Annotated in this window: 25 protein-coding genes; 14 read left to right on the forward strand and 11 right to left on the reverse strand. The window is 48.7% G+C overall.

Features of this window, described 5'->3' with window-relative positions; genetic code table 11:
• Positions 1–34: 34 nt before the first annotated feature.
• Positions 35–4,528: an alpha-2-macroglobulin gene (locus L0B52_RS00170; RefSeq protein WP_235064525.1), complete on the forward strand. Its 4,494-nt coding sequence runs from the start codon at positions 35–37 to the stop codon at positions 4,526–4,528.
• Positions 4,525–5,211 carry a hypothetical protein gene (locus L0B52_RS00175; protein ID WP_235064526.1) on the forward strand — a complete coding sequence of 229 codons (687 nt, stop codon included), beginning with the start codon at positions 4,525–4,527 and terminating at the stop codon, positions 5,209–5,211. The genes L0B52_RS00170 and L0B52_RS00175 overlap by 4 nt, the downstream gene beginning before the upstream one ends.
• A gap of 178 nt (positions 5,212–5,389) precedes the next feature.
• Here the strand turns inward: L0B52_RS00175 and L0B52_RS00180 are convergent, their stop codons facing one another.
• The 11 genes from L0B52_RS00180 to ubiG all read right to left on the reverse strand — a co-directional run bounded on the left by L0B52_RS00180 (position 5,390) and on the right by ubiG (position 13,010).
• A complete protein-coding gene (locus L0B52_RS00180; protein WP_235064527.1) occupies positions 5,390–5,833 on the reverse strand; it encodes a phage holin family protein in 444 nt (147 codons plus the stop codon).
• On the reverse strand, positions 5,834–6,130 hold the full coding sequence (locus L0B52_RS00185; protein WP_235064528.1) for a YqjD family protein: 297 nt from the start codon (positions 6,128–6,130) through the stop codon (positions 5,834–5,836).
• A gap of 88 nt (positions 6,131–6,218) precedes the next feature.
• Complete coding sequence (locus tag L0B52_RS00190; RefSeq protein WP_235064529.1) at positions 6,219–6,665, reverse strand: DUF3429 domain-containing protein; 447 nt, start codon at positions 6,663–6,665, stop codon at positions 6,219–6,221.
• Between the two features lie 194 nt (positions 6,666–6,859).
• Positions 6,860–8,230: an RNA polymerase factor sigma-54 gene (gene rpoN, locus L0B52_RS00195; RefSeq protein ID WP_235064530.1), complete on the reverse strand. Its 1,371-nt coding sequence runs from the start codon at positions 8,228–8,230 to the stop codon at positions 6,860–6,862.
• A gap of 13 nt (positions 8,231–8,243) precedes the next feature.
• Positions 8,244–8,972 (reverse strand): LPS export ABC transporter ATP-binding protein, encoded by a 729-nt coding sequence (gene lptB / locus L0B52_RS00200; protein ID WP_235064531.1) that lies wholly within the window; start codon positions 8,970–8,972, stop codon positions 8,244–8,246.
• Positions 8,969–9,439 carry a lipopolysaccharide transport periplasmic protein LptA gene (gene lptA, locus L0B52_RS00205; protein WP_235064532.1) on the reverse strand — a complete coding sequence of 157 codons (471 nt, stop codon included), beginning with the start codon at positions 9,437–9,439 and terminating at the stop codon, positions 8,969–8,971. Before lptA ends, lptB begins: the two co-directional genes overlap by 4 nt.
• Positions 9,393–9,977, reverse strand: coding sequence for an LPS export ABC transporter periplasmic protein LptC (gene lptC / locus L0B52_RS00210; RefSeq protein WP_235064533.1), 585 nt, complete (start codon positions 9,975–9,977; stop codon positions 9,393–9,395). Before lptC ends, lptA begins: the two co-directional genes overlap by 47 nt.
• Positions 9,977–10,945 carry a KpsF/GutQ family sugar-phosphate isomerase gene (locus L0B52_RS00215; protein ID WP_235064534.1) on the reverse strand — a complete coding sequence of 323 codons (969 nt, stop codon included), beginning with the start codon at positions 10,943–10,945 and terminating at the stop codon, positions 9,977–9,979. The genes lptC and L0B52_RS00215 overlap by 1 nt, the downstream gene beginning before the upstream one ends.
• A complete protein-coding gene (locus L0B52_RS00220) occupies positions 10,942–11,631 on the reverse strand; it encodes an SDR family NAD(P)-dependent oxidoreductase (protein WP_235064535.1) in 690 nt (229 codons plus the stop codon). The genes L0B52_RS00215 and L0B52_RS00220 overlap by 4 nt, the downstream gene beginning before the upstream one ends.
• A 3-nt stretch (positions 11,632–11,634) precedes the next feature.
• Positions 11,635–12,303, reverse strand: coding sequence for an HAD-IA family hydrolase (locus tag L0B52_RS00225; protein WP_235064536.1), 669 nt, complete (start codon positions 12,301–12,303; stop codon positions 11,635–11,637).
• Between the two features lie 14 nt (positions 12,304–12,317).
• Positions 12,318–13,010, reverse strand: a complete 693-nt coding sequence (ubiG, locus tag L0B52_RS00230; RefSeq protein ID WP_235064537.1) for a bifunctional 2-polyprenyl-6-hydroxyphenol methylase/3-demethylubiquinol 3-O-methyltransferase UbiG — start codon at positions 13,008–13,010, stop codon at positions 12,318–12,320.
• Between the two features lie 348 nt (positions 13,011–13,358).
• On the opposite strand from ubiG, the gene mraZ reads away from it, so the two are divergent.
• From mraZ to L0B52_RS00290, 12 genes are all read left to right on the forward strand, one after another.
• Positions 13,359–13,766, forward strand: a complete 408-nt coding sequence (gene mraZ / locus L0B52_RS00235; RefSeq protein WP_235064538.1) for a division/cell wall cluster transcriptional repressor MraZ — start codon at positions 13,359–13,361, stop codon at positions 13,764–13,766.
• The gene (gene rsmH, locus L0B52_RS00240) at positions 13,763–14,680 is read left to right on the forward strand and encodes a 16S rRNA (cytosine(1402)-N(4))-methyltransferase RsmH (RefSeq protein ID WP_235064539.1); all 918 of its coding nucleotides are present in this window, start codon (positions 13,763–13,765) and stop codon (positions 14,678–14,680) included. Before mraZ ends, rsmH begins: the two co-directional genes overlap by 4 nt.
• Complete coding sequence (locus L0B52_RS00245; protein WP_235064540.1) at positions 14,677–14,946, forward strand: cell division protein FtsL; 270 nt, start codon at positions 14,677–14,679, stop codon at positions 14,944–14,946. The genes rsmH and L0B52_RS00245 overlap by 4 nt, the downstream gene beginning before the upstream one ends.
• A 3-nt stretch (positions 14,947–14,949) precedes the next feature.
• Positions 14,950–16,797, forward strand: coding sequence for a penicillin-binding protein 2 (locus L0B52_RS00250; RefSeq protein WP_235064541.1), 1,848 nt, complete (start codon positions 14,950–14,952; stop codon positions 16,795–16,797).
• Complete coding sequence (locus L0B52_RS00255) at positions 16,794–18,227, forward strand: UDP-N-acetylmuramoyl-L-alanyl-D-glutamate--2,6-diaminopimelate ligase (protein ID WP_235064542.1); 1,434 nt, start codon at positions 16,794–16,796, stop codon at positions 18,225–18,227. Before L0B52_RS00250 ends, L0B52_RS00255 begins: the two co-directional genes overlap by 4 nt.
• The gene (murF, locus tag L0B52_RS00260) at positions 18,208–19,551 is read left to right on the forward strand and encodes a UDP-N-acetylmuramoyl-tripeptide--D-alanyl-D-alanine ligase (RefSeq protein WP_235064543.1); all 1,344 of its coding nucleotides are present in this window, start codon (positions 18,208–18,210) and stop codon (positions 19,549–19,551) included. The genes L0B52_RS00255 and murF overlap by 20 nt, the downstream gene beginning before the upstream one ends.
• A gap of 161 nt (positions 19,552–19,712) precedes the next feature.
• A complete protein-coding gene (gene mraY, locus L0B52_RS00265; protein WP_235064544.1) occupies positions 19,713–20,798 on the forward strand; it encodes a phospho-N-acetylmuramoyl-pentapeptide-transferase in 1,086 nt (361 codons plus the stop codon).
• On the forward strand, positions 20,798–22,099 hold the full coding sequence (murD, locus tag L0B52_RS00270; RefSeq protein ID WP_235064545.1) for a UDP-N-acetylmuramoyl-L-alanine--D-glutamate ligase: 1,302 nt from the start codon (positions 20,798–20,800) through the stop codon (positions 22,097–22,099). The genes mraY and murD overlap by 1 nt, the downstream gene beginning before the upstream one ends.
• Positions 22,089–23,300: a putative lipid II flippase FtsW gene (ftsW, locus tag L0B52_RS00275; protein ID WP_235064546.1), complete on the forward strand. Its 1,212-nt coding sequence runs from the start codon at positions 22,089–22,091 to the stop codon at positions 23,298–23,300. Before murD ends, ftsW begins: the two co-directional genes overlap by 11 nt.
• Complete coding sequence (gene murG / locus L0B52_RS00280) at positions 23,297–24,388, forward strand: undecaprenyldiphospho-muramoylpentapeptide beta-N-acetylglucosaminyltransferase (protein WP_235064547.1); 1,092 nt, start codon at positions 23,297–23,299, stop codon at positions 24,386–24,388. The genes ftsW and murG overlap by 4 nt, the downstream gene beginning before the upstream one ends.
• Positions 24,385–25,821, forward strand: coding sequence for a UDP-N-acetylmuramate--L-alanine ligase (gene murC / locus L0B52_RS00285; protein ID WP_235064548.1), 1,437 nt, complete (start codon positions 24,385–24,387; stop codon positions 25,819–25,821). The genes murG and murC overlap by 4 nt, the downstream gene beginning before the upstream one ends.
• Positions 25,822–26,763, forward strand: a complete 942-nt coding sequence (locus tag L0B52_RS00290) for a D-alanine--D-alanine ligase (RefSeq protein WP_235064549.1) — start codon at positions 25,822–25,824, stop codon at positions 26,761–26,763. It abuts the gene before it with no gap.
• Positions 26,764–26,765 lie beyond the last annotated feature (2 nt).

Consider the following 26,765-nt stretch of genomic DNA (forward strand, 5'->3'; position numbering starts at 1 on the left):
TAAAACCTATCGCTGCTATTTACCGGAGAATCCCATGAAACGTTGGTTATTATTGCTGGTTGCTGTGTTGAGTACACCAATAACAATAGGAGCGCCAGCTTGGGATGACGCGACACTCGAAAAATCCAAGCAGCAGGTGGCTGATGAAATCAACCAAGCGATTGCTGGGGAAAATCCATGGGAAGTTGCTGGTATTGATGTTATAGAGTTCTACAACATTCGCAGGATGATGCGCTTTGCCCATTCCCCACAGCGCTATGCTAATCTGAATAATAATTCAGAGGTATTCGTTGAAATTATTGATGGCTTGGATTTTTGGTCGTCTCAGGAACGTATCCCTTACCTCTATCAATTACAACAATCAACCAGTGGCGCTGCTTACGTCAAAAATAGTTTTTTATTGTATGAGAATATATTACGGGCAGACGAAGACAATGCACCCTATGTTTTTGCCGGATTAAGGCAGCTACAAAAACATCCACAGTGGGATAATGATCACGATGAAGATCGCTATAATGAGTTATTCCGCAATTATGGCTTTTATTTAGACGATGTTGACGTCGATCGCAGTCAGGATGCGCCGGAAATTTGTCTGCGATTTAGCTTAACTGTGCGCGGCAAGCCAGCCGAATTTTGGAAAAAATCTATTCGCATTTCCCCGGATATTACCGATAGTGGCCGTTATCAAGGTGACGTTTTGTGCTATCGAGGGGAATATCAAACCGAATATAGCTTAGACTTAGATAGCGCGCTGCAAAGTACGAACTTACTGGAATTAGGACGAGAAGAAAATCGGGTTGTCAGTAGCGGTAACCGAGATCCTATGGTTCGGTTTGCCCAGCGGGGGAAAACGCTTAACTTGGATGGTGCGCGTAATATTGCGATCAGCAGCAGCAATGTTGACCAGGTTGATGTGACATTATGGCTCATTCCTGCCAATAACCTGGCCAATTCTGACTTGACGGATGCCTTAGAAGACCCAGAGTATTATGGGAAGTTTCATGAATGGTATTATCTTAATGAACATGCCAGCAAGCTCTTCGAGGGGCATTTTAATGTTGTAGGTGAACCAAACAGTATCATCACCAGTAATTTGTCTTTTGACGAGATGGTTCCTGCCGATCAGCAGCGGGCCGGTATTTATGTGCTGCATATTAATAATGGCAGTGATGGCTATGATAGCTTACAGGTGATTGGTTTTACTGCCAGCCGTTATGGTATGACAGCGTATCGTAGTGATGATGGATTGTGGGTGGAAGTACGTGAATTAAGTACGACAAAACCAGTTAAAGGTCAAGAAGTTACGCTTTATGGGTATAACAATGCCATTCTTGGTACAGCGGTCACCGATAGCCAGGGTATGGCGCAATTTAGTCGTGCGCAAGTTCAAGGGGAGGCAGGCGACCGCCCAAGCCATGTGCTGGCGATTGATGAACAAAATCTGACCTATCTCAATGTTCGCGGTGGTGGTTTTGATTTATCGGATAAGGGGTTAGGTGGCGCTTATGATACTTCGCCACTGATGCATTGGAGTTGGATTGAGCGTGGCGTGTATCGACCTGATGATACCTTGCATGCCTTGTGGCTGATCAAAAAAGACAATCTGCAGCCTTACACAGAAACCCCATTATGGCTGAAATTACGTCGTCCTGATGGGGTGGTGGTTGAAAGCCAGGCGCTACCGGCAAATGAATTTGGCCGTTATAGCTATGAACACACCTTTAGTCCTGCGGCGAGTCAGGGTGAATGGTCATTAGAACTCATGTTGGGTAAAGATGGTGCGTTGATTAGTCGTGATAGCGTGATTGTTGATGCGATTGTGCCGCGGCAAATTGAGGCCAGCTTAGACAGCGAGCAAACGCCGCATGCCCATCAGCCATTCATGGCGCAATTGCAAGCAGATTGGTTATACGGTGCACCCGCTGAAGGGCTATTATTCAGTGGTGATTACCGTATTAATGCGACAGGTTTGGAAGATCCTGCGTGGCAGGATTGGCAAATTGGCTTGCATGATGAAAGTGTTGATCCGAGCTGGACAGATTTAGACGATGGGGAGACCAATAATGAAGGTCAGTGGTCGGTAGCGATTGATAATCTAGAGATACCTATGGTTTCCAAACCGCTGTATCTCACTATCAATGGAGACGTTAAGCCACTAAGCGGGCAGAATATTCCCGTTGAATATGGCGCACCAATTACTCGTGATGAGCCCTATATTGCGTTAAAGGTTGACGATAAGCTGGCCAGTTTTGCAGCGGTTGATGATCAAGGTGAATTACAAACAGCCAAGCTGGCGGTTGCTTTGTACCGACTCTACTACGACTATTATTGGTATCGTAGCAATGACCGTTGGTATTATCAGCGAAATGTCACGCGTGAAACGGTTAAAAACTGGGGCGTGCAACTCAATCCTGGGGAACAAGAGCAGTTAGAACTTCCCATTGATGATGGCACGTACTTGCTCGAAGCACTTGGCGAAACGCCAGCGATTGCCGCGAGTATCCCAATTAGCTTTGGACGTTGGCGGAGCGATAATCCACAAGATACTGGCCCTGAACGTATCACGATAGAAAGCGAACAAACACACTATCAGGATGGTGATAAGGTTAAAGTTCGCTTACAAGCACCATTTGATGGTCTAGGCAGCGTGCATATTGCCAGTGATGAGATTATCGAGACTGAGCAAGTGAACTTCAAAGATGGCGTGGCTGAGCTTACGATACGTTGGCGTGATGATTGGCAACGCGGCATTTGGTTGCTTGCCAGCGCTTGGAATCAAGAACAAGACGCGATTGGTAATCATCGTGCGGTAGGTTTATTGTGGCTTGGCGATAAGTTAGAAGCGCAAACACTAGCGCCTAAAATTTATGCACCTGCCGAGGTGGATGACCCAACCCAGCCATTTACAGTGCGTGTTCAGGTGCCCGATGCCTCAAGTGGCACGCAAGTTAATATTGCTGTGATCGATGATGGACTTTACCAACTTGCCCGCGATACTTTTAGCGATCCATTAGACGCCTTTTTTGGTAAGAAGTGGTTTAACCTTGCGTTTTATGATGTGTGGGGTGCTGTCATTCAGCAGGTTGAAGCGCGCGAAGCAGCCCTGCGCAGTGGGGCAGGCGATGAGGCAGCAGATGCACTCGCTGGTGCTAATGCGGCACTGCCAGATGTTGATGTTGATTTGATCAGTCATTGGTCGGGTCCGATGACGGTTGATAGCGATGGAAATGTGGCGTTCACCATCGACTTACCGCAAGAGTTTAATGGTCGTCTGCGCATTATGGCAGCCGCATTTAATGGCGAACAAGCCGGGTATACGCAGCAAACCTCAACGGTTAAAGCACCACTGGTTGCCACTATATACACCCCTCGTTATGTTAATGAAGGCGACCAAGGCGAGCTTAGTCTGCGCTTACATAATACGACAGGGGAAGAGCAGTCCTATGGCTACACACTGATTAGTGATGGTGGGATGCAATTCAGCCATGATCCAGCAATGCAAAATATTACCTTGGCTGCGGATCAGCGCGAAACGTTAACTTTCCCCTATACGGTAACGACAGGTAGCCATGATATTGATCTGACTGTAGATGTCAGTAGTGAACAACGCGATTATCGATTGAAGCGCCGTGTGAGTTTGCGGCCGTTGAGCTTGCCGCAACGTCAGCAGCGTTATATCGCCTTGGACGGTATGGTTGAAGAGCTTGTTAGCGTTGCAGATTCAGCAAAAATCAGCACCCAGCAACTGCCTTGGTCGAGCAATGAGTTAAGCGATGCGTTGACCGATTATCCGTATTATTGTAATGAGCAAATTAGTGCGAAAATTAGCGGTGCGCTATTAAATTTGGATGATCGTGAGTCGTTAAATGCGCTTATAGCACGTCTGCAAAACCGACAGAATTATGATGGCGGGTTTGATTTGTGGGGCTATAGTGGTAGTGAACTGCCTTTGAGTGTTTTTGTTACCGATATGCTCTGGCAAAGTGAAAAAGCGCTTGAACGGCAAAGTACGACGCTGACCCGATCCTTAGATTATTTGCAACTCTATACGCAAAGATCTAATGATAATGCCTTGATTGATAGCGATGTTGCTTACAGCCATTATGTGTTGGCGCGCGCGGATTATCCTAATCAGGGGTCGTTGATTCGCTATAGTGAGCAATTATCACGACCATTACCAGATACTGCGGCAAGCTATGAACTCGCTTTGGCGTTATTGGCCCATGGTGAGGAAAACCGTGCTTTAGCGGTATTGGGTGATGTGGCATCTGGTGTGGATGAAGCAAGTACACCATACTTCTTAAATTCGTTGAGCTATGGCCTGCGGACCTTGATGCGCTTATACGAGCTGACCGATCATCCGCAAATCCAAAGTAAGTCAAGTGTGCTTGATGAATTGCTTACTCGTCGCGAACAACTCGCTAGACAGTTAATGAGCGACCTTAATCGCTACTCATACTACGATACGCAAAGTATGGCTTGGATGGCGCAAATCAGTGCGTTGGTGCAAAAAAATCCGCTGGTGTGAATCATGGCGTCTCTGTGGATGGACAAGGGATATCAGCGCAAGGCATTCCTGTTGCACCAGGGGAATATCGCCTGGCCAACGCCAGCGATCAGGTGCAGTATGTAACGATTAATGAACTGGTTACGCCTGATCCAGATGGTGTTATTGGCGGCGGTTTTGACGTTGAAATTAGTTACTATGATGAAGATGGTTATGAACTCGATGGCGATGTGTTGCCGCTTAATGAAACGATTTTGGTGCGTGTGACGATCACACGAGATCCAGATTGGACCTTATATGGCGGACAAATACTCTTTGTCTATCCGTTTATTGCTGGTATCAATGCGCCAACGCTAAATGAGAGTGGGTTACTCAGAGCGTATCAAGATAGTGAGTGGTACGAAGATCTCGATTGGCCTGTGATGGAAGAAAACCGCGATGATCGCCATATTGCCGCCTTTGATGTGTATGCTGACCAAGAGGTAATCAACCATGCCTTTACCTTCCGTACCACGCGTGCCGGGAACTGGCGTGCTCCAGGCTATAGCGTGGAGAATATGTATGATCCATCGCAACGTATTCGCTACGGAGCGCAAACCTGGCAGATTGAAGCACGTGCTGCAGATGGTGCTCAAGCGGTAGATGACGCTGCAGAAGCGGTAGAGGAACCGGCAGCGATTGAACTGGAGTCATTAAGTCAATAAGTCAGCATTGGCTTAACGCGAGATTCGCTTGATAGCTGCTTGCTCTATCAAGGGTAAGTGGCATCGGAGACTGTGTTTAATGCTGCTGATTAGGCAGACGCAGACAAAAAAGGCCACAAACTGTGGCCTTTTTTGCTGAGATAATGTCAGGGTTATCTGCCTAGGTTAGAAGGCATGGTTATTTGCGCCGACCGAGTAAAATGCCAACAATCGCTGCGGCAAGCAAGGCTTTACCTTGATGGTCACGCAAGGTTTTTTGTATCTGCGCCCCCATCTCTTGAGCTTGGCCTTTAACTTGCTGAGTAAAGTCATCAACTTGGTCGAGAGAGGATTGTAACGCGCTTTTTCGTTTATGACGGTATCGTGCAATAGCGACTATAATCAGTATCAACACAGCGATACCCGCAAAGCCAGCAGCAAAGATCAGGTGGGCATAAAGCGCACCATACTCACTGATTAACCAAGTGTGTGCGCCAATCAGTAAAAATATAACCGCTATTAACAGCAGTAACCCGGCCAAGATGCGCCAAAGTATATATTTAGGCTTACTGTTTTGTGAACCAGCTTTTAAGCCTAATTGTAATAGGTGCTTAATAAGCAATGGGTTGAGTAAGAACTTCATTTATCGGCGGGTTAAAAAGCCAATAAAGAAGCCAATCCCGGCAACCACGGCGAGACTCTGCCAAGGTTTGTCGCGAATACATTGATCGAGTGAATCGACACCGTCGTTAACGTAATCGCGCGCTTGTGCGTAGTACTCCTGACTTTCAGCGCTGAGTTCATCCCACGCTTGTTTTGCGCGTGATTCTAATTCATCACTTTTCTGTTCGGCGAGCGATTTTAAGCTCTTGCTGATGTCTGAAAAATCTTTACGTAATGCTTTGATTTCGCTTTCGAGTTGTTCAACACGTTTATCCATGAGCTACTCCTTGTTTAATGGATATGAGCTAGTCTAATGACTATAGCATCGGCTAACACATACTAAAATAATATGACTAAAAATAAATCTATCCCAGCATAGCAAGTACATGGGCAACCATTGCGCCGGCAGTCAATTGCCAACGCAGGCTGCGATACCAGGCAAAGCGGCTGATGCCACGATAAGTGCGGTATTCAATAAACCACTGGCCTAAATAGCCGGCGAGTAATAGTAAAATGCCGAGTCCTGGCCATTGCAGGCCCAACAATAACGCGATAAAGGCGAAGAGCATAAAGCTATTGCTCCAGATGGCTAACTTAACCGGCTCTTTCGCTTGATCACGATAAATAGCTTTGCCCCACAAACTGCCACTTAAAAAACTCAGTATCAGTGCGCTGTAGCTAATAAAGTAATCTACAGTGGGGCGGCCCCATAACTGGTCACTAGCTGCAGAAGTGATAGCAAGGACAAGCATCAGCGCTAATCCAGCGTAGCCGAGATAACGGTCGATATTGGCTAAAGGAGAAGTGGTCATAGTGATGCTCCTTGAATAGTGAGTGGCAGGAGAACGCTCAATGGCAGCATAGCAGCACGTTTTCTGATGGCGTTATTTCCTCACGTTCAGTATAGGATTATCGAGAAAATATGTCGAGTGGCATGCTCTGTGGTGCGCCATTTCAATGCGTGAACGGCTGCGTGAATGGAAGGATTTATTGATAAATGTTAGCGTTAGCGTTTGCGTCTTTTTGCAGCACTGAGAATATGCATCGCCTCTCGATATTTGGCGACGGTGCGACGGGCAAGGGGTTGGCCTTCTTGAGCCAGCTGATCGGCAATGCTTTGATCGCTCAATGGCTTGCTTTCATTTTCCCCTTCAATAATTTCGCGGATTCTCGCTTTAACAGCGGTCGCGGAGCTATCAGCGCCTTGATCGGTTGATAACGTTGCCGAGAAAAAGTGACGTAATTCAAAAATGCCACGCTTACAGTGTAAAAACTTGCCATTAACTGCACGTGAGACGGTTGATTCGTGCAGTTCAAGCATGTCAGCAACCTGCGCACGCGTCAGCGGTCGCATCGCGATATCCCCTTGTTGGAAGAAATCTTGCTGCATACCCACAATGACGCCGGCGACTCGGCGGATGGTATCCTGGCGCTTTTCAATCGCATTAAGAAACCATTTAGCTTCGTTTAATTGCGATTGAATCAGGGTTTTTTCTTGAGCGCTTTCGCTGACAAGGCTGGCATAAGTTTGATTGATGTTCGGGGTGCGGTAGTACTGCTTGTGCTCGGCAATATAACTGATGCCACCTTTTTCCTGCACGAAAATTTCTGGCTCAACATAGGTGGTCGGTGGTGGTGCGTAGGTTTCAGCCGGTGATGGGTTGAGGCTGCGTAACAGCGCAAGTGCACCATCAAAGGCTTGATCGCTCAGCGATAAGCGCTTTTTAACCATGCTTGGGTCTTGGCCAATATAGGCAAAATAACGCCGCATGATCAGCTTGAGCGTTTCTAGATGGGGGGTGTTTTTCGCGAGCGCATCAATTTGTAAGTGCATACATTCTTCAAGATTGCGTGCGCCAATGCCTGAAGGGGTGCATTGCTGTATGGCTGACAATGCTTCCTTGAAGATGACTTCTTTGATCTGGTGTGATTTAGCCATCATCGTAAGATCGGCGCGACAATAGCCGTCTTCATCGAGCACATAAATGAGAATGATTGCTGCAAGTTGCACGCGCTCATCGAGCATCATAATGCTTAATTGTTCGCTTAGATGTTCTTCGAGCGATGGGCTATAAGGGGTAATTTGACCGCTATCAAAGGCTTCGGCAGGGGTTGTGTATTGTGACCAGTCATCATCTTGCCATTGTTCATCAAGCGCACTATCAAGTGGCGGTTCCTCGTCATCACCAACATCAGGCTCGTTCACGATTTCGTCAAACTCATCTTCCACCTCAAGCATAAAATTTTGTTCAAGCATGGTGGTGATGTTTTGTTTGAGCTCAACATGGTTCATGTTGAGAATACCAATAGCTTGCTGCAACTGTGGCGTTAAGGCCAGTTGCTGTTTGAGTTTGAGGGAAAGATTTTGGCTATTCACGTCATCATTCGGCTCAATTCATGGTGAAATCTTCGCCAAGATAAACTCGGCGGGCTTCTTCGTGGTTGACGATATCTTGTGCTGAGCCAGAGGCAATCACACTGCCTTCGCTCAAAATATACGCTTTATCACAACTTTTTAGGGTCTCGCGCACGTTGTGATCGGTGATCAAGACACCAATATTGCGGTCGGTGAGGTGGGTGATGATGTTGCGAATGTCAGCAACCGCGATAGGGTCAACGCCTGCAAACGGTTCATCGAGCAAAATAAAGCGCGGATCGCAGGCGAGCGCACGGGCGATCTCGGTACGTCTACGCTCACCACCAGAGAGGCTGATGCCCAGTGTATCAGCAAGGTGGGCAATGCCTAATTCTTCTAATAGCTGATTTGCACGCTGATGACGCTGCGTGCGCGAATAATTGCCGCTGAGTTCTAAAATCGCGAGCACATTATCGCGAACGCTGAGTTTACGAAACACCGACGCTTCTTGGGGTAGGTAGGATAGGCCTAATCGGGCACGTTGATGGATTGGCAGTTTGGTGATGTCTTGATTATCGAGTTCAATACGTCCGGTATCTGGTTTAATCAGACCAATCATCATATAAAAGGTGGTGGTTTTGCCAGCACCATTGGGTCCAAGCAAGCCGACCACTTCTGCCTCACTCACGCTCAGCGATGCCTCATCAACGACGGTGCGTGATTTAAACTGCTTGCTGAGGCTGTATGCGCGTAATTTACTCATTTGGTTTTTGGGGTAAAGGACATTTGTACGCGCTCACCAGTGATAAACTCTTTATTGAGATCATAGGTTAAGGTGTCGCCGTAGGTTTCGTTTTTTTCCTGCTTCACATAAGCATTGCCTTCGATGTAAATCAGCGCATTTTGTACGGTGTAGCGCATATAACCGCCTTTACCATCAATCGGTGGATCTTCTTGCGGCACATAGTGAAACGTCGCAAGTTTACCCCACGATTCAATTTTAATCACTTCACCTTCTTCGGTGTGAAGTACCACCTTATCACCAGTTAAGCGCATTTCACCTTGAGTCACGACCACATCACCGGTGTAGGTGGCAATGCCGGCATTAGCATCGTATTCACCATGATTAGCAACCAAATCAATCGGTAGCTCAACGGCACCTTCAGCCGCCATAAGGCTCGTGCTACTCAGGCCGAGCAGGAGAGAGAGGAGTAAGAGACGAGGGTGCATAATGAGTCCTGACGTTTTTTTCCAGTATAAAATAATTATCGTCTAGTCGCCATAAAGCACCTAGGCCATCGCTATCACTCTCAGGGGTGAGGATGGTTACGGCTTTATCGCTGGAAACGGTTTGTGCAACCGGTCGGTAATCCAGCACTTCGCTGCGATAAATCGTTTGTAGCGACTGATTGACGTAACGTTCGCCAATCACATCACCGCGCATGGTGATCACATTTTTATCATCACTCATATATCCTTGGCGCGAGACAATCGTTGTATAGGCGTTGTCGGCAACGATATGGCGAATATCGGGTTGGGTAAAGAACGTACCTTGCCCATCGTTAAAATGACGCACTGTTTTGGCATCTAAGCGGCTTTGTTGCCTGCCTTGGGTATTGTAGCGGTAGGTGCTGGCATTAGCCATAGTTAGTAAAGGTGAAGAGGTATCAGAGACGGGTGTCGGTGGCTTATCTTCTAATTGTGTCCACCACCACAGGCTAACGACAACCGCGAGGATTAACCATACGACTTGCCCAGCTTTACCCACTACGCCACTCCGGCTTGTAATAAATCATGGATATGCAAAATGCCGACCAGCTTACCTGCATCCACCACAGGCAGTGCAGTGATTTTACGTGCTTCCATACGTTGTAACGCTTCTGCAGCAAGGGTATCAGATGTGATGGTTTGTGGGTCAGGGGTCATCACGCTGGCGATTGTGCGTTGTAGTGTGTCTGGATCATGCTCTAAGCTGCGACGCAGGTCACCATCGGTATAAATGCCGTGTAACGAATCGCCTTCGCAGACGAGCGTCATCCCGAGTCCTTTGCTGGTAATTACAAACAGGGCGTTACGCACTAAATCACTAGGGGTGTTGCGTGGGATAGCATCATCCTGGCGCATCACATCAGCTACCTTGGTAATCAAACGACGACCGAGACGACCGAATGGATGCGAGCGAGCGAAATCTTGCGAAGAAAAATCGCGCGCTTTAATCAACGCGACAGCAAGCGCATCGCCTAAAGCGAGTGTTGCGGTCGAGCTTGACGTTGGTGCAAGGCCAAGCGGGCAGGCTTCGCGTTCAATCATAACCGATAAATGAATATCAGCTTGGCGCGCCATGCTCGATTCTGGGTTGCCGGTCATCGCAATAACATGCACGCCCATCGCTTGCACAATCGGCATCATAGTCATAATTTCATTGCTTTCGCCCGAATATGATAGGGCGAGCACGGTATCGGCTTCGGTAATCATTCCGAGATCGCCATGACCAGCCTCAGCGGGGTGAACAAAAAAGGCGGGTGTGCCGGTGCTGGCAAAAGTGGCGGCCATTTTGGCGCCAATGTGCCCGGATTTGCCCATGCCCACCACGATGACATGGCCTTTAGTCGCCAAGAGCAGCTCGCAGGCTTCGGCAAATACTTCATCAATCGTCGCAAGCTGTGCGCGAACGCTATCGGCTTCGATGTTTAAAACCTCACGTGCGGCATTGAGCCAATCGTCTTTTCTGCTCATGGGGTGATGATCTCCAAGGCTTCAATGTTACTGGCAAGCGCCTGATCATAAAGCGCGACAATATCAGCTGGCTCGCGCCAATGATCTTCACCAGCCGGGAAAATACTGCGACTCATCCCGGTATTAACCCAGCCAGGATCGACACAGCTAAAGCCGATTTCCGGGTAGGCATTTCGCTCATCATAAAGCGATTGTATCAGCGCAGTTAAACCGGTGTGTGCAACCCCAAAACTATGCCAGTAGGCGCTTTGTTGCTGATGTTCGCGGTGTAAGGTGAAGACAACATGCCCTGAGGTGCCCGCTTGTAATAACCCACAGAGATGTTGGGTGAGCCACAGTGGTGCGGTAAGGTTGATTTGTAAACCTTTTAACCAGTGTTCAGCGTCGCATTGCATCATCGGACGCAGATAGCCACAAAATCCAGCCACATGGACTAAGGCATCTAAGCGACCATAATCTTCAGCGATCATCGTTGCCAGCTTGTGGTATTGATCAGGATCTGCTGCCCATAAATCAAAAGGTGCCAAGGTATGATCGCCGCTTAACGATTCATCGAGTGCTTGTAGGGCCATCGCATCGTTATCGAGTAAGATCAGGTGTTTGTCGCCTTGTTTGTCCCAATGATGGCTCAGTGCTTTACCAATGCCGCCGCAGGCGCCGGTGATTAAAATGATCGATTCAGACATGGCTTAGTCCCATAAAATAGATTCAAAAGCAGCGGCTTGATCAATAACATAATCAGCGCCCCAATGTGTGGGATTTTCCCCTTCAGGCACATAGCCATACGCACAAGCGACAACCGCACGCATACTCGCTGCTTTTCCGGCAATGATATCGGTTGAATTGTCTCCAGCGTACAGGCAGTGCTCAGGATCATGACCGGCAACCGCACAGGCATAGAGCAGTGGTTTGGCCGAAGGTTTACTTTCATCAGTAGTATCACCACACACCAAGCCAGTGATGCGTTTGCTATAGCCTAGCTGCTCTATCAAAGGGATGGTGAAACGTTCTGCTTTATTGGTGACAATGCCCCAGGGAATCCCTTTGCTATCGAGTTTATTTAAGATCCGATCCATGCCCGGGAATAGCCTGGTGTGTTGGCTGAGCTGATTTAAATAATGCTCTGAAAAACACTCGAGCATCGCGTCAACGCGTGGATCATCTCGTTCAGACTGTATCCCAGCGCTAAGCATGCCGCGTGCGCCAAAGTTAATCCAGCGACGCAATACGTTGGCGCCAGCGAGGGGGTAATCAAAATCAGCTAACGTAGCATTGACTGCAGGAATGAGGTCTTCGGCGGTATCAAATAACGTACCGTCTAAGTCAAACCATACCGCTTGAAACGGGTTTTGTGCCATAAAAAATCTATCCTTTAATGCTGCGCCTTACGCACAGCCAATAAGTAATTAATGTCGAGGTTACGGCTGAGGTTAGCGCGTTGCAATAGGGGGTGGTAGTCGAGCCCACACAATGCTACCGGTGTTAATCCGGCATGGTTGCTCATATTGGTGAGCTCCGCCGGGGTGATAAACCAGTCATGCCGGTGCGTGCCACGCGGGACGATACCAGTTAGGTATTCTGCGGCGACAATCGCGCCTAACCAGGATTTTAATCCACGATTAAGTGTGGAAAAAAATGCATAGCCACCCGGTTTGAGCAGGGTGGCGATATCACGAATAACCGCGGCGGGATCGACCACATGCTCGAGCATTTCCATGCAGGTGATGTGGTCATATTGTTCATCATTGGCCACGCAATCGCTGCTACTGCATTGTCGGTAGTCTATCTCTAACATCTGTTCGGCGGCATGGGTTTTAGCCGCTTCAAGCACACTGGCGCTTAAATCAATGCCGTGTACTTTGGCGCCGGCTTGGGTAAGCGATTCAGCAAGAATCCCACCACCGCAGCCAATATCGAGCATGGTGGTATGCGCTGGATCGATATAACGACGAATAAACGCCAGTCGCGCCGGATTGATCTCATGCAGCGTCCGATAAGGGCCTTTCTCATCCCAGAACTGGTGTCCATGCTGGTCGAATGTATCGATATCGGCGTCTTTAACCATCAATAACTCCCAAACGAAAAAGCGCATTTTAACATGCAGCGTATTTTTAATCCTCTTGTCATTGAGCTCATTTTTAGGCACCAGTCTGTGCGCCGTACCCCGAAATGGTAAAATACCACTTTATCCCACAAATTATGATAGGTTGTCGTTTTATCCTGTAAAGCCCCAGTATTTTGTAATAGATGAAGCGCCCTTATTTATGGATTTTTTCTTTTTTGTATATGAAGTTATTGCAATTATTTAAGGTGGGGTTATAATGTGGGAAATTGTGCAATAGATTAGAGTAATCTTCCAGTTATGATCATCGGTTCTTATGCGATTACGTTGGACAGTAAGGGGCGGCTTTCCGTGCCGACCAAGCTGCGCCCCTATTTCGCACATGAATCGGATAACACGTTAATAATCACTAAAGATCTTGAGAAAAATTTACTCGTTTACACATTGGATGAGTGGGAAAAGGTTGTCCCACAGCTCACGCGACTCTCTTCGCTCAATGAACTGACGCGACGGATTAAGCGGCGTTATTTAGGCAGTGCGCAAGAGTGCACCATTGACGCTAGCGGTCGAGTGTTGATTCCGCCGGTGTTGCGTGAATACGCCGGACTGGATAAAAAAACCATGCTGGTGAGTATGGGGAATAAATTTGAGCTATGGGATAAAGCGCGTTGGGATGAGGTTGAAGAAGAAGATTCAATCATGATTACCAACGAAGGCTTTGATGGCTTAGATGAGGCGCTCGGAGGACTCTCAATATGAGCGCACATCGTTCGGTTTTGCTGCATGAGTCGGTTGAGGCTTTGGCTATCCGCGAGGATGGTTGGTATCTCGATGCCACTTTTGGCCGTGGCGGACATTCGCGGTTGATCTTATCGCAGTTGGGGAGTGAAGGTCGGCTTTATGCAATAGACCGCGATCCGCAAGCAGCAAAAGAGGTTGAAGGTATTGATGATCCACGTTTTCATTTTGCCTATCAACCGTTTTCTGTCATGCCTCAAGCGTTTGCCGAAGTTGGGGCGGCTTCGCTTGATGGCGTGCTTTTTGATTTGGGGGTGTCTTCACCACAGCTGGATCAAGCAGAAAGAGGATTTTCTTTCCAAAAAGACGGGCCATTAGATATGCGTATGGATAACCAAAACGGGTTAACGGCGCAGGAATGGCTTGCTGAAGTGAGTGAAGCAGAATTAAGCAAAACCATCCGTGATTTGGGTGGTGAAACACACAGTATTGCCAAGCGTATTGCTAAAGCGATTATCGCCAAACGTGACAAGCTTCGCGGCACATTGGATCTTGCAGAAGTGGTGGCTGAAGCGATGCCTAAAAAATACCACCGCCCAGGCTATCACCCGGCAACCCAAACCTTTCAAGCCATCCGTATGGCGGTTAATGATGAGGTGGGCGAGATTGAGCGCGGGCTGGCCGCTGCAACGAAGCTGTTAAAAAGCGGTGGGGTATTGGCGGTGATCACCTTCCATGGCCTGGAAGATGCTTTAGTGAAGCGCTTTATCAGAAGCAAAGAAGGACACAATTTACCGGCGGAAATTCCGTCGTCAGCAGGACGTGTGGGCGCAGAGCTGCGTTTGGTTCGTCCAGTCATTAAGCCGTCGCAAAGTGAGGTGGCGGATAACCCAAGGTGCCGTAGTGCACGATTAAGAAAGGCGGTGAAGATATGAAAATGGTCTTAGTATCGGCATTTGCATTACTCCTGGCGGCAACAGGCTATAACGCTGTGTTGAGCACGTCAGCGAGTCAGCAGCAAGGTGAGCTGGTTAATCAGGTGCAAACGTTGAAAAAAGCGCGTAATGAGATCAACACGCAGTGGACACAGCTGTTGATTGAACAAAAAATGCTCGCTGATGATAGCATGGTCAGTCACGCCGTACGCACGCGGATGGACATGCATCTGCCAGGCGCAACACAGGTCGTATACCTGGACTAATTTGTGGCTCGTTCGACCATCGCCTATGGCGAGAAAACCCGGCGTAAGTGGGTTGTCGCCGTCTTGTTGCTCATTGCGGCGGCTTTTGTCGCGCGCATGTTGTACTTGCAGACTTACAATGCTGAATTTTTAGTACAGGAAGGGCTTAACCGCTCGCAACGCCCGATCAATGAACACGCACAACGGGGTATGATTTTAGATCGTCAGGGGGAGCCGCTGGCGATTTCTTCCGTGGTCAGCGACTTGATTGTTAACCCACAAAGAATGTGGGCAACGCTTGGTGGCGATTTTGAGCGTTTGCGTGAGCGGTGTTTGTTAGACAGTAACATCGATGAACTGTGTTCAGGGGTGATTGATGCCGACCTCAATGATTCTATTCTTACCCTGCGCTATAACTACCAGCGTCTTAAGCCGTTGGCTATGTTGCTCAACACGCCAGTTGAAGACCTTTATAAGACCTTAGATGACCGTCGTACGCGTCAAGAATATTATTTGAAACGCCGATTATCCCCAGCAGAGATTGAGCGTATGCTTGCTCTCGGCTTACCTGGTTTTGAGCGCAGAGACCACTACCAGCGGTTTTATCCTAATGGTGCACTGGTCGGTAAAGTCGTTGGCTTTACCGATATCAACGACTCAGGCCAAGAAGGGATGGAACGTGTTTATAATAATTGGCTATCCGGTCAGGATGGTCTGGTTAAAGTCATCCAGGACCCGAATAAAAATACCCTGCGCGTGGTAGAAGAAATTCGCCCCCCTTCAGAAGGCGCACCATTACAGCTGAGTATTGATAAGCGAATTCAGTACGTGATGCACAGCACCTTAGAGGAAGCGATGAACGAATTTGATGCCGCTTCAGTGACCGGGGTGATGGTCGATGTACAAACTGGTGAAGTGTTGGCGATGGTTTCCCTGCCGGCAGGTAATCCAAATAACTCGCGCGAACGGGTTGCGGCGTTGATGAAAAATCATGTGATGACCGATGTGTTTGAGCCGGGTTCAACGATTAAGCCGTTTGCTGTTGCTGCAGCCTTGGAAGCGCGGTTAATTACGCCACAAACGGTGTTTAAAACCGATCGTGTGTATCGCATTGGCAGAAATACGGTTAAAGATACGCACTGGTATGGTGAGTTAGATACCGTGGGTGTGATACGTAAATCGTCTAACGTGGGTATGGCGATGATAAGTCGTAAAATGCCCCGCGCGGTGTATTATGATTTACTCAAAGGGTTTGGTTTTGGTGCAAGAACCGGGATAAAATTTCCTGGTGAGCAGTCAGGGGTTTTGCGTGACCCAGATTCATTAAACGAATTTGAGTACGCGACGACAACTTTTGGCTATGGACTCTCGACCACTGCACTCCAGTTGGCTCATGGCTATGCCACTTTGGCCAATGATGGGGTCAAAGTCCCGTTGAGCTTGTTGAAGCAACAGAATGAACCACAAGGGGAGAGGATTATCAGTTCGCGCACTGCACAACAAATTAAAACGATGTTGATTGCCGCAGTTGAAAAGGGGGGCACAGGAACACGGGCGCAAATGCCGAGCTATACCGTGGCTGGCAAAACGGGAACGTCGCACAAAATTATTGATGGTGCGTATGATAAAGAGCGTTATCGCGGCTTTTTTGCGGGCTATGCTCCAGCCTCAAATCCACGGATTGCGATGGTGATCGTGGTTGATGATCCAAAAGGGGATAAATATTACGGTGGCTTGGTGGCTGCGCCAGCATTTTCTAAAATTGGTGAATGGGCGCTTAATATCCTGGGTGTCTTACCCGATAAAGTGGCGAAATCCGATAGTTTTGAGTTGGAGTTCGATGTTGCTGAAGAGCCAACGGAGGCGCAATGAACCTTCGTGAATTACTTGCAGCCGATGTCGAAGATGGCGAGCGTCATGTTGCGCGTATTACCACCGATTCTCGGCAATTAGACGCGCAAACTTGGTGGCTTGCCGGGCGAGGGGTTAGCCGTCATGCGTTGGATTTTTATGATCCTAACTTGAATTATGCCGGGGTGATCTATGAACCTCCACACCCGGCAGCACAACCGGACTGGATAGCGGTTGATCAGCTGAATATGAAGGTTGGCGAGATTGCCGCACGATTTTATGGGCATCCGAGCGACCGATTAACCATTTTTGCGGTTACTGGAACTGATGGAAAATCATCACTCGTTCATTTACTCGCTCAAGGCTTGGATGCGGCAATGCTCGGCACCATTGGCAACGGCCGCCTAAATCAGTTACAAAAAGCCAGCCATACCACAGCTGATGCGCTAAGCATGCAACAACAGCTGGCACAATTTGTCGATCAGGGGGTCGAACAGGTGGCGATGGAGGTTTCCTCGCACGCGCTTGATCAAGGGCGAATTGCCGGGGTAAAGGTCGATGTTGCGCTCTTTAGTAATCTAAGCCGCGATCATTTGGATTATCACGGCACGATGGATGCGTATTTTCTCGCGAAATCCCAGTTGTTTGCGCGTCCGATTCGTCACGCGATAGTAAATATCGATGATTCTTATGGGCGTCGACTGATTAAAGAAGATCTGATTTATAAAGAGGCAACTATCTGGGCGGTCAGTAGTCGTGATGCAGCATCTGTTTCAGCAGATAATGTGTTAACGGCTACAGAGATTGAGCTCGGCTCAGATGGGATTAGCTTTACCCTCAGTGTCGATGGGCAAAGTGTCCGTGTGCATAGTAGGCTTTTGGCGCGGTTTAATGTCGATAATTTATTGAACGTGGCAGCGTGCTTAATGGCGAACGGTTATTCGCTCAAAGATTGCGCCGCCGTATTGGCAAAATTGCACGGTGTGCCAGGGCGTGTTGAGCGCATTGGTTTGCCTGAAGGGCGCGCAGCGATTGTCGATTATGCGCACACACCAGCGGCGCTGGAAAATGCCTTACAGGGTATTCGTGCGCATATCAAAGGTAAACTATGGGTGGTTTTTGGCTGTGGTGGAAACCGCGATATGGGAAAACGTCCACTGATGGCTGAAGTCGCCGAGCGTTACGCCGATCATGTTGTGCTAACCGATGATAACCCGCGTCATGAAGATCCTAGAAGTATTATTGACCAAGTGCTCACAGGGTTTACCCATCCTGACAATGTACAAGTCGTTTGCCCGCGTGAAGCAGCGATCATTGCCGCGCTTGAACAAATGCAAGCAGGTGATGGGTTGCTGATTGCGGGCAAAGGGCATGAGGATTATCAAATTATTGGCGATACGCGCCACTATTTTAGCGACCAACAAGTGGTGAATGACTATGCTCAGCGCTAAAGCCAGTGATATTGCGGAGATAACTGGCGGTCAATTGCACGGCGAGGATGTGGCCTTTAGTGATGTGAGTACTGATACACGCTCAATCACCTCAGGTATGCTGTTTATTGCACTGCGTGGTGCGAATTTTGATGGCGACCAATTTGTCGGCGAAGCAGCAAAAAAAGGTGCTGTGCTGGCAGTTGTTCACAAGCTTCAGCCCATCGATATCCCACAAATTGTGGTTGATGATACACGTAAAGCGCTAGCTGATATTGCGCGTACGCATCGTCGCTCATGGCAGGGCACGCTGTTTGCACTGACTGGATCAAACGGTAAAACGAGCACCAAAGAATTATTACGTCGCCTGCTTGAAGAAAAAGGAAAAGTGCTCGCCACCAAAGGTAATTTGAATAACGATATCGGTGTGCCACTAACCTTATTAAAGCTTGCAGGCGATGAAGACTATGCAGTGATTGAAATGGGTGCGAACCATGGTGGTGAAATCGCACATTTAGTCGGCATTGCAGAACCAGATATTGTCTTGGTGACCAATATTTCAGCTGCTCACCTCGAAGGTTTTGGCTCGCTTGAGGGCGTGGTTAAAGCGAAAAGCGAAATGTATCATGGTAGTGGTGATGCGGTGATGGTGATTAATGCCGATCTACCGTATGCCAGCACGTGGTTAGCGCAATACCCAGATCGCCAACGCGTGAGCTTCGCGCTAGAGCATCCTGCTGATGTTCAAGCTGAGGCTATTGCTGATGACAGTAGTGCGTTCACCTTGGTCAGTGAAGAGGGTCGCGAACACCTAAGCTGGTCGATGCTCGGTAAACACAATATTGCGAACGCCTTAGCAGCATTTGCTACCGGGCGGGTGGTTGGCAGTACGCTGGCTGATGCTCATAAAGCTTGGACAGGGCTCAGTTTGCAACAAGGTCGCCTGACGACTTATAAAAAGGGTATACATACGATTTATGACGATACCTATAACGCCAATCCGGCCTCATTTAGGGCCGCAATCGATGTGCTTGCTCAAGCGAAACAGACCCTGCTTATTGTTGGTGCGATGGGCGAATTAGGTAGTGAACATGAACGGGCACACCGTGAGGTGCGTGATTATGCGCAAAGTGCGGGGATAGAGGCGCTTTGGAGTGTGGGTGAGGCGGCAAAGGCCTACGGTGAATCATCTGCGTGGCATCAACATTTTGAGGATCATCAGCAAGCAGCGCAAGCGTTAGATAAATGTCTTAATCAGGCAGATCAACCGCTCACCGTACTGGTGAAAGGATCGCGCTCGGCTAAAATGGAAACCATACTGACTTTGCTCGGCATTCGCCCATAGAACGGACGGGTTTTATGGTATGATTTGGCGTTTTTTTGAGAGTAGGTCTCACGTTAGATTGCTTGCTGGTATCAGATCATAAAAGTGGTATGAGTCGCAGCGAAGGCCTTTACATGATGTGGATGCCTCAAGATGAAAATTAGGGATTTTTAGGAACAACAATGCTTTATTTACTCGCCAACTGGCTTAGCGAATGGTTCACACCACTCAACGCGTTTACCTATCTGACTTCGCGTATTATCCTTGCTGCCTTGACAGCGTTGTTGTTGTCGATTTGGTTGGGTAAACCCATGATTGCGCTGTTGCGTCGATTGCAGATGGGGCAATTTGTGCGGGATGATGGACCGCAAACGCATTTGAAGAAAGCGGGTACGCCAACCATGGGTGGCGCATTGATTATTGTTGTGGTTTGTGTGGCAATGTTGCTCTGGGCGGATTTACGTGTCGCCTACACATGGCTGGCGCTATTTGTTTTACTCGGTTTTGGTGCGGTCGGCTGGATCGATGACTACCGTAAACTGGTGCTTAAAGACCCACAGGGATTACGCGCTAAACATAAGTATGGTTTGATGTCGCTGGTGGCGATTGTCGCTGCGCTATGGCTTTACTGGTGTGCAGATACGCCGGTGGCGACCACTTTGATCTTCCCGTTTTTTAAAGATGTTACCTGGCAGATGGGCTGGCTGTTCATTCCATTTGCTTACCTTGTGATGACTGGTTCGAGTAACGCAGTGAATTTAACCGATGGCTTAGATGGACTGGCGATTATGCCGGTGGTGTTGGTTGCCGGTGCGCTAGGTGTTTTTGCGTATCTCTCGGGTAATACCTATTTTGCGAACTACTTGCATATTCCAGCGATTGTTGGGGCTGCTGAAATGGCGGTATTTTGTGCAGCAATTGCCGGCGCTGGTCTGGGCTTTTTATGGTACAACGCGCACCCTGCGTTGGTCTTTATGGGCGATGTGGGCGCATTGTCTTTAGGCGCTGCTTTGGCCTTGGTTGCGGTGGTGATTCGTCAGGAATTGGTGTTTGCCCTGATGGGCGGTATTTTTGTCGTCGAAGCGCTGTCAGTAATGGCGCAAGTCTTGTCGTATCGCTATCGTAACGGCAAACGCGTCCTGCGCATGGCGCCTTTACACCATCATTTTGAATTAAGTGGTTGGCCAGAATCACGAGTGACGATTCGCTTTTGGATTATCACCGTGGTCTTGGTGCTTATTGGCTTGGCTACATTGAAATTACGCTAATGAATACATACCTTTCTCGTCTTGCTGCTTTAGAACTCGCTGAACCGATTTACGTTGTGGGCATGGGGCTTGCCGGACGCAGTGCGTTAGATGTGCTGCGCGAAGCTGGCTATGACGCGACTGGCGTTGATGAGCGCAGCGAAGGGCGTCATATTCGCACCGCAGCGTTTGATGACGTGCAATGGTCTGAAGCAGCTACTTTGGTGATGAGCCCAGGGATTGACCGTCGGCGGGCGTGTTTTGCCGATTATTTCGGTACGGTGGTTAACGATGTTGAGCTCTTTGCATGCTTGGTGGATAAACCGGTGGTGGCGGTCACTGGGTCAAACGGTAAGTCAACGGTAGTCACCATGCTCGCCGAAGCGCTGAATGCGGGTGGCACACGCGCGATGTTGTGTGGCAATATCGGCTACCCAGTGCTATCGGCGTTAATTAATGATGCACCTGCTGATGTGTACGTGTTGGAGCTATCGAGTTATCAGCTCGAATGTTGCCCATCGCTTAGCCCTGATGTGGGTTGTGTGCTTAATGTCAGCCCGGATCATTTGGATCGCTATGACAGTATCGATAGCTATGCAGCTGCTAAAGAACGCTTGGTGATCCAATCCCATTTAAGCATTCTTAACCAAGATGATGCGTATTGTGTCGCGATGGCCGATAGTGCAACGAATGTTGCTTGGTTCGGCGCGCAGACAGAAAACCGAGTTGATGATCAAGGAATTTATTTAGATGACGCGTTGGTGCTTAAGCACGAAGCACTGACCGTAAAAGGACGGCATAATCTTTCTAACGCCTTAGTGGTGTTGATGATGCTTAATGCACTGGGAAAACTTAACGATCAAGCGTATCAAGCAGTGAGCACATTTGCTGGCCTGCCGCATCGCATGCAGGTGGTGGCGGAGGTTGATGGGGTTAGCTGGTTTAATGATTCTAAAGCAACCAATATTGGCGCCACTCAAGCCGCGCTCAATGGTGTTGATGCACCATTGATTTTGATTCTAGGCGGCGTGGGGAAAAATCAGGATTTTCATCTGCTCTCAGAAACCTTACAAACACAAACTTTGCGTGGGGTATTACTGATTGGTACGGATAACCACGCGTTAAGCAATGCATTGGATCAAGCCTGTATTGAGTATGAATCAGTGGGTACGATGGATCGCGCAGTCAGTCGTGCGCGTGAGATCGCGCAACGTGGCGATTGGGTCTTGCTGTCGCCAGCGTGTGCGAGCTTTGATCAATACCGTGGTTTTGCTCAACGTGGCGAAGACTTTACACAATTGGTACGTGGTCATGGTGAATAAAAAACCAGTCAAACAACCGATTAAGGATTTTCACAAAACCCAGCAAAAGGGTGGTTCACGTTTTGCTCAGTTGGTTTTTCCTGATCTTTGGCTGATCTTGTCGTTTCTGATGTTGCTTGCAGTTGGGGTTGTCGCGGTTACCTCGGTGTCTATGCCGCAGGCGGTGCACGAAGGGCTTAGCCCATATCATTACACGCTCCGTCAAGCTATTTTTATGGCTATCGGCTTTATTGGATTGTTTTTAACCCTCTATATTCCATCAATCACTTACCGGAAATACCGCTACTGGATTTTGATTGCGGCGTTTATCTTGATGCTGATGGCGTTTGTTCCTGGCCTCGGAGTGTCGGTGAATGGGTCAAGGCGTTGGATTTCTCTGGGGTTGTTTAATGTTCAGGTCAGTGAGGTGATGAAGCTGGCGTTGATTGTTTTTGCAGCCGCGTATTTAGAGCGTAACAGCCGGCGTTTGGATAATAGCGCCGCGCCGGTGTGGGTATTGGTCATTCCGCTACTGATTATCGTGGGTGTTTTACAATTACAGCCGGATTTGGGCGCAGCGGTGGTAATGGCCGGCGTGGTCTTCGCGCTGATGTTTTTAGCCGGCGCAAGGCTTCGTGATTTAGCGGCTTTAGCCCTACTCGGCATCATTGGTTTAGTTGGCCTGTTGATGATGAGCGGGTATCGTCGTGAACGTTTAGCGACCTTCCTCGATCCCTGGGCAAAAGATCGCGTTTATGATGAGGGATATCAGTTGGTACAAGCCCTGATCGCGGTCGGTAACGGACGATTACAAGGCTTAGGGCTTGGTCAGAGTGTACAAAAACACCAATTTTTACCTGAGGCGCACACCGACTTTATTTTTGCGATCATTGCCGAAGAAATGGGTTTTTTTGGGGCGATATTAGTGTTGGTTTTGTTTGCGGTGTTTGTTTGGCGATCGTTTGAAATCGCGTTGCTTGCTGATCGGATGCGCAAACGCTTTGCTTCATTGCTTGCCTATGGCATTGGTTTATGGGTGGCGATACAAACGCTGATTAATATCGGTGTGAGTATTGGCGCATTACCGACTAAAGGAATTACGCTACCGTTTATCAGCTACGGGGGTAGTTCGTTGATCATGATGATGATCGCTGTAGGGGTTCTGTTACGTATTGATGCAGAAAGTCGTTTTCAGGCGCGGCGCGAAGGGATGGATGTGTGAGCGCATTTTCAGGTAAAACCATTCTTTTTATGGCCGGTGGCACCGGTGGCCATGTGTATCCAGCGCTTGCTATTGCTAAGCGTTTGTCGGGTTTAGGCGCTACCGTTCACTGGCTGGGTAATGAGAGTGGATTCGAAGGGCAGAAAGTCCCTGATGCAGGCTATCAGTTGCACGATATTGCTGTGCGCGGCTTGCGTGGCAATGGGGCGCTAGGTTGGATTAAAGCGCCAATAATGGTCAGCAAAGCGATTTTAAAAGCGCGTCAAGTGATCAAACGTATTCAGCCAGATGTTGTTGTCGGTATGGGTGGTTTTGCGGCCGGCCCTGGTGGGGTGGCGGCTAAGTTATGTGGTGTGCCACTACTGATTCACGAACAAAATGCGGTAATGGGGCTGACCAATCGCCTGCTCTCGCGCATCGCATCAACGGTGTTGCTCGCAGATATTCGTGCGGCTGATCAGTTGGCGAGTGGCAAAACGTATCGCGTCGTCGGGAATCCGGTACGAGATGTTTTTTGGCAACAACCAGCGATTGATGCGCGCTATCAAGAACGCAGCGGCGCGATCCGTTTGTTGGTGATCGGTGGCTCGCAAGGGGCAAAAGCGATCAATGAGGTGCTGCCTAAGGCGTTAGCACGTTTGGATGCTGCTGCGTGCCCTCAAGTAACCCATCAAGTCGGACCGCGTTGGTTAGAAGCAGTACGCGAACAATACGCGGCTCAGCAGGTGCAGGCAGAAGTGGTTGCTTTTATTGATGAGATGGCAGAGGCTATGGCTGGTAGTGATGTAGTGTTATCACGTGCTGGTGCGCTCAGTGTCGCTGAAATTTCGGCGGTTGGTGTGCCGGCTATTTTTGTGCCGTTGCCGAGTGCGGTAGATGATCATCAAACGACGAACGCGAGTATTTTAGTCGATCAAGGTGCTGCTAAGCTGTTACCACAGGCAGAACTTAGCGCTGAGACACTTTCTCAGCTATTAAGTACGTACACGGATCGCAAAATACTTGCCGCTCAGGCGCACAAAGCACAAGCCTGCGCGCATAAACATTCAACCCAATATATTGTTGACGAAATCGAGGCATTATTATGACAGTACACGCGGCCGATATTCATTTTGGACGGATTGAAAAACGGCAAATGCGTCGAATTAAAGAGGTATTTTTTGTCGGTATCGGCGGTGTGGGTATGAGCGCAATCGCTGAAGTGTTGATTAACTTAGGCTATCAAGTTAGCGGCTCAGATCTGAATCCCTCGGCAAACACAGACCGGCTTAAAGCGAAAGGAGCAACACTCTATTTTGGCCACGATGCACAGAATGTGGCGCAGGCGAGTGTGGTGGTGACCTCATCAGCGATCAATCCAGCAAACCCGGAAGTTGCTGAAGCGCGTCGTTTGGGTATCCCAGTGATTCGTCGCGCGGAAATGCTCGCAGAATTAATGCGTTTTCGCTTTGGTATTGCGGTTGCTGGTACACACGGTAAAACGACAACCACCAGCTTAACTGCTTCGATTCTTGCTGATGCCGGATTAGATCCGACTTTTGTGATTGGTGGGGTATTAACCAGTGTCGGTAGTAACGCACGCTTGGGTGAGGGGCAGTATCTAGTCGCTGAAGCTGATGAATCCGATACCTCATTTTTATTTTTACAGCCGATGATCTCGATTGTGACCAATATTGATGCCGATCATTTGGAGAACTATGGCGGGAGTTATGAAAACCTCAAAGAAGGGTTTATCCAATTTCTGCATAACCTGCCGTTTTATGGTCTGGCTGTGGTGTGCGTTGACGATCCGGGTGTGCAAGCGATTTTGCCAGAGATTGCCCGACCTATTCGTACTTATGGCTTTAGTGATCAAGCGGAAATACAAGCGCGCAATGTTCGCCAGGATGGTCTTGTGATGCGCTTTGATGTTTATGATCGTCAGCGGGATCAAGAGTGGCCAATGGCGCTCAATATGCCGGGTAAACATAATGTGCTCAATGCGCTCGCCGCACTAATCGTGGCTGAAGAACTAGGGCTTGATCATACTGCGATTACCGAAGGGTTAGCGCAATTTCGTGGGGTGGGACGTCGCTTCACCCATCATGGTGTGGTGTCACATGCACGTGGTCAAGCCGATGTGTTTGAAGATTATGGTCATCATCCGAGCGAGATCAGTGCGGTGCTTGAGGCGGCGGCAGAAGGCTTTGCTGGACGCCGAGTCGTGGCAGTATTCCAACCACACCGCTACACGCGAACCAGAGATTTATTAGACGATTTTGCCGAAGTGCTTAGCCGTTGTGATACTTTAGTACTCACAGAAGTCTATAGTGCAGGCGAAACACCGATTGCTGGTGCTGATAGCCGCGATTTGGCGCGTGCTATTCGTGGACATGGTCGTGTTGAGCCAATTTTAATAGCTGAAAAAAACGCGTTAAATCAGCGTTTGCGAGAAGATTTATTGCACGATGATGATGTGGTGATTTATTTTGGTGCTGGAGATATTGGGCGCCAAGCGAAAGCGATGACGGAGGATGCGTAAATGAGTCAGTTATTATTACCGCAAGCGAGTGCTTTTGGCAAAGTTGTCGTGCTCTATGGCGGCACTTCTGCTGAGCGTGAGGTTTCGCTTAACAGTGGTAAAGCGGTGTATGACGGATTACTGGCTTATGGCATAGACGCACATTTGCTCGATACCGGTAAAGAAGATGTGATTAGCGCGTTACGCGATGGTGATTATGCGCGGGCGTTTATTGTCTTACATGGTCGCGGCGGGGAAGATGGCGAAATTCAATCGATCTTGCATTATTTAAAGATCCCATTTACCGGTAGCGATATGGCCTCATGTGCGATCGCGATGGATAAATTGGTGACGAAATCTGTATGGCGTGATGCGGGCCTGCCTGTGTTACCGGATATGCAGGTGTATGCTGATGACAGCTACGAGAGTATTGCGCAAGAATTGCGCAGCGCTTGTTTTGTGGTTAAACCGGCGCTTGAAGGCTCAAGTGTGGGGGTCAGCAGGGTCTCTAATCAACAGGAATTTGCCGCAGCGTTTATTGCAGCCGGTGGTGCGGGCGAAAAAATTATGGCTGAACCATGGATCGATGGTCGTGAATTAACCTATACCGTGCTTGGTGAGGATGTGCTGCCGAGTATTGAGATCATTGCCAGCGGCAGCCATGTATTTTATGATTATGAAGCGAAATATCTCGCTGATGACACACGCTATTTGTGCCCGGCACCGATTGAGGCTGCTCTTGATGGTGCGCTACGTGAAGATGCTTTGGCTGCATTTCTTGCCGTTGGCGGCTCTGGCTGGGGGCGGGTAGATTATTTGCTCGATGAACAAGGCTATGCTTCGTTGTTAGAGGTTAATATGGTGCCAGGAATGACCTCGCATTCTTTAGTACCACTCGCTGCGAAGGAAGCAGGGTTAGATTTCACCACGCTAGTCGTGGCAATTTTAGCGCAAACAATGTGATG

Source organism: Suttonella sp. R2A3 (assembly GCF_021513215.1).
Taxonomy (GTDB): domain Bacteria; phylum Pseudomonadota; class Gammaproteobacteria; order Cardiobacteriales; family Cardiobacteriaceae; genus JAHUUI01.

Coding starts and splice junctions, on each gene's coding strand:
- L0B52_RS00170 (WP_235064525.1), top strand. CDS start 35: ATGAAACGTTGGTTATTATTGCTGGTTGCTGTGTTGAGTACACCAATA.
- L0B52_RS00180 (WP_235064527.1), bottom strand. CDS start 5,833: ATGAAGTTCTTACTCAACCCATTGCTTATTAAGCACCTATTACAATTA.
- L0B52_RS00185 (WP_235064528.1), bottom strand. CDS start 6,130: ATGGATAAACGTGTTGAACAACTCGAAAGCGAAATCAAAGCATTACGT.
- L0B52_RS00190 (WP_235064529.1), bottom strand. CDS start 6,665: ATGACCACTTCTCCTTTAGCCAATATCGACCGTTATCTCGGCTACGCT.
- lptB (WP_235064531.1), bottom strand. CDS start 8,972: ATGAGTAAATTACGCGCATACAGCCTCAGCAAGCAGTTTAAATCACGC.
- lptA (WP_235064532.1), bottom strand. CDS start 9,439: ATGCACCCTCGTCTCTTACTCCTCTCTCTCCTGCTCGGCCTGAGTAGC.
- L0B52_RS00215 (WP_235064534.1), bottom strand. CDS start 10,945: ATGAGCAGAAAAGACGATTGGCTCAATGCCGCACGTGAGGTTTTAAAC.
- L0B52_RS00220 (WP_235064535.1), bottom strand. CDS start 11,631: ATGTCTGAATCGATCATTTTAATCACCGGCGCCTGCGGCGGCATTGGT.
- L0B52_RS00225 (WP_235064536.1), bottom strand. CDS start 12,303: ATGGCACAAAACCCGTTTCAAGCGGTATGGTTTGACTTAGACGGTACG.
- ubiG (WP_235064537.1), bottom strand. CDS start 13,010: ATGGTTAAAGACGCCGATATCGATACATTCGACCAGCATGGACACCAG.
- rsmH (WP_235064539.1), top strand. CDS start 13,763: ATGAGCGCACATCGTTCGGTTTTGCTGCATGAGTCGGTTGAGGCTTTG.
- L0B52_RS00245 (WP_235064540.1), top strand. CDS start 14,677: ATGAAAATGGTCTTAGTATCGGCATTTGCATTACTCCTGGCGGCAACA.
- L0B52_RS00255 (WP_235064542.1), top strand. CDS start 16,794: ATGAACCTTCGTGAATTACTTGCAGCCGATGTCGAAGATGGCGAGCGT.
- murF (WP_235064543.1), top strand. CDS start 18,208: ATGACTATGCTCAGCGCTAAAGCCAGTGATATTGCGGAGATAACTGGC.
- mraY (WP_235064544.1), top strand. CDS start 19,713: ATGCTTTATTTACTCGCCAACTGGCTTAGCGAATGGTTCACACCACTC.
- murD (WP_235064545.1), top strand. CDS start 20,798: ATGAATACATACCTTTCTCGTCTTGCTGCTTTAGAACTCGCTGAACCG.
- ftsW (WP_235064546.1), top strand. CDS start 22,089: ATGGTGAATAAAAAACCAGTCAAACAACCGATTAAGGATTTTCACAAA.
- murC (WP_235064548.1), top strand. CDS start 24,385: ATGACAGTACACGCGGCCGATATTCATTTTGGACGGATTGAAAAACGG.
- L0B52_RS00290 (WP_235064549.1), top strand. CDS start 25,822: ATGAGTCAGTTATTATTACCGCAAGCGAGTGCTTTTGGCAAAGTTGTC.